This is a genomic window from Baekduia sp. (genome assembly GCF_035318805.1).
Classification (GTDB): domain Bacteria; phylum Actinomycetota; class Thermoleophilia; order Solirubrobacterales; family Solirubrobacteraceae; genus Baekduia.
Genome location: NZ_DATHDY010000001.1, coordinates 1 through 2,183, shown reverse-complemented (window position 1 = coordinate 2,183; position 2,183 = coordinate 1). Strand labels below are relative to the sequence as shown.

At 72.7% G+C, this 2,183-nt stretch carries 3 protein-coding genes; all 3 read right to left on the bottom strand.

Annotation, left to right across the window (positions count from 1 at the left end; genetic code table 11):
* Positions 1–294: 294 nt before the first annotated feature.
* Positions 295–615, bottom strand: a complete 321-nt coding sequence (locus VK501_RS00015; protein ID WP_324333341.1) for a DUF721 domain-containing protein — start codon at positions 613–615, stop codon at positions 295–297.
* Positions 612–1,739, bottom strand: a complete 1,128-nt coding sequence (gene recF / locus VK501_RS00010) for a DNA replication/repair protein RecF (RefSeq protein WP_324333340.1) — start codon at positions 1,737–1,739, stop codon at positions 612–614. Before recF ends, VK501_RS00015 begins: the two co-directional genes overlap by 4 nt.
* Positions 1,740–1,752: 13 nt before the next feature.
* Positions 1,753–2,183: DNA polymerase III subunit beta (locus VK501_RS00005; RefSeq protein WP_414641030.1), on the bottom strand; the 431-nt coding region annotated here is incomplete at its 5' end.

The window sequence follows — 2,183 nt, the reverse complement described above, 5'->3', positions numbered from 1 at the left end:
CGCGGATACCCGTCGAGCCGATGTACATGCCGGGGCGCTTCCGGACTGCCTCGAGGCCCTCGAGGACCGTGATGTCCTGGGCTCCGTAGGCGGCCGAGCCCTGGCGCGCATCTTTCTGCTTGCCGTTCTCGTTCGCCATGTGTTCGACTGCGTTCCTGACGCAGAACGCCCCGGTACCCGGGCTCGGTCGAGCCCGACCGGGGCGCAAAAGTAGTTATCCACAGGATAGCACAGAGGACGGTCGGATCGTCCTACAAGAGCGCACCGAAACACCTGCAAAACGACACAAAATCGTCACGTCTCACGCGCAACCCACGAGCGCGGTGGGGAAGCCACGCAGCGCAGGGCCGTGATGCGCTCCGAGCCGAGCGCCGCGTTGATCCGCCCGACGAGCTCCGGACCCATCAGATCGAGCTCCTGCGCCCACACCGACGAACGGCACGCCACGGTGAGCGTGCCGTCACGCTCAGTGGTCGGCGTTGCCTCCTTGGCGACCACGACGCCGACCGCGTCGGCCCACACGCGCTGCACGTCGGCGAGCGTGGTCTTGGGCGCCAGCCGGTCGGCGAGGTCGCCGATCGCGCTCGACACCCGACGCGGCGCCCGGCGGCTCATGCGGCCTCCGACCGAGCCCCGCCGCCGGCGCCGGCGTCCTGCAGCACGGCACCGGGGACGACCGCGAGGCGCACGACGCCGGGCGCGCCGGCGCCCGGGACGTGACCGAGGTCCGTGGTGGTCACGACGGACTGCCCACCGTCGTGCAGGCGTGCGACGAGCAGGCCGCGCCGGTCGGCGTCGAGCTCGCTCATGACGTCGTCGAGCAGCAGGAGGGGCGGGGCGCCGCGCTCGGCGGTGAGGACGTCGCGCTCGGCCAGCAGCAGCGCGAGCAGGGCCAGGCGCTGCTCGCCCTGCGAGCCGAAGGACTTCAACTCGCGCCCGTCGCGCAGCAGCTCTAGGTCGTCTCGGTGCGGTCCGTGCTGGGTGAACCCGCGGTCGAGATCGGACTGGCGCCGCTCCTCGAGCTCGGCGGTCAGCGCGGCCGCGTCGGTCGCGCGGGTCCGCGGCCGGTACCGCAGCTCGGCGGCGCCGGCCAGGCCGAGGTCGGCGGCCTGCACCGGGAAGCCCTCGGCGACGCGCGCGACGGCCGCGGCGCGATCGTCGCGCAGCGCGATGCCCCAGCGCGCGAGCTCGCCGTCCCACGTGTCCAGCGCGTTCGGGCCCACGCGGCCGGCGCGGATGCGCGAGAGCAGGGCGTTGCGCTGCGCCAGCGCTCGCGAGTACGCCGCGCGCGTGGCGACACGGGCCGGCCACATCGCGGTCACGAGCTGGTCGAGGTGCGAGCGCCGCAGCGACGGCGCGCCCTTGACCAGCTCCAGCCGGTCGGGGAGGAAGACGCTGACCAGCGGCCGTGCCGGGCTGTCGGTCAGCCGCTCGACCGGCGCCCCGTCGACCCGCAGCCGCTTCGGCTCGCCCGGCTGGAACCCGACGCTGAGCTCGTGCGCACCATCCCGGTCTGACACGTCGACCTCGACCCGTGCGGCCTCGGCGTCGAAGCGCACGACGTCGCGCTCGTTGGTCGTCCGGCACGATCGGGACGTGCAGCCGAAGTAGAGCGCCTCGAGGAGGTTCGTCTTGCCGGCGCCGTTGGGGCCGTGCACGACCGTGAGGCCCGGGCCCACCGCGACGTCCGCCGCGGCGTAGGTCCGGAAGTCGCGCATCCGCAGGCGCTCGACGCGCATCGCGAGACCGACCTCAGACGTTCAGGCGGATCGGCATGATCAGGTAGAGGAAGCCGCTGCCGTCGGCCGACTCGAGCAGGCCCGGGCGCAGCGGGCTGATGAGCTTGAGCACGACGTCCTCGGAGCCGGCGCTCTCCAGCCCGGCGATGAGGAAGTCCGGGTTGAAGCCGATGTCGAACGGTTCGCCGGCGAACGGGATCGGCACCGGCTCGCTGGCCTCGCCCACGTCGGGCGTCTGCGCCGAGATGGTGAGCGTGCCCTCGCTGAAGCTGAGCCGCAGCGGCGCGTTCTTCTGCGCCATGAGGCTGATGCGCTTGACGACGTCGCCGAGCTCCTCGCCGCTGATGCGCAACTGGTGCTCGTAGCCTTCGGGGATCAGCTGGCGGTAGTTGGGGAACTGGCCGTCGATCAGGCGCGAGGACAGCACCGCGCCGCCGACCTCGA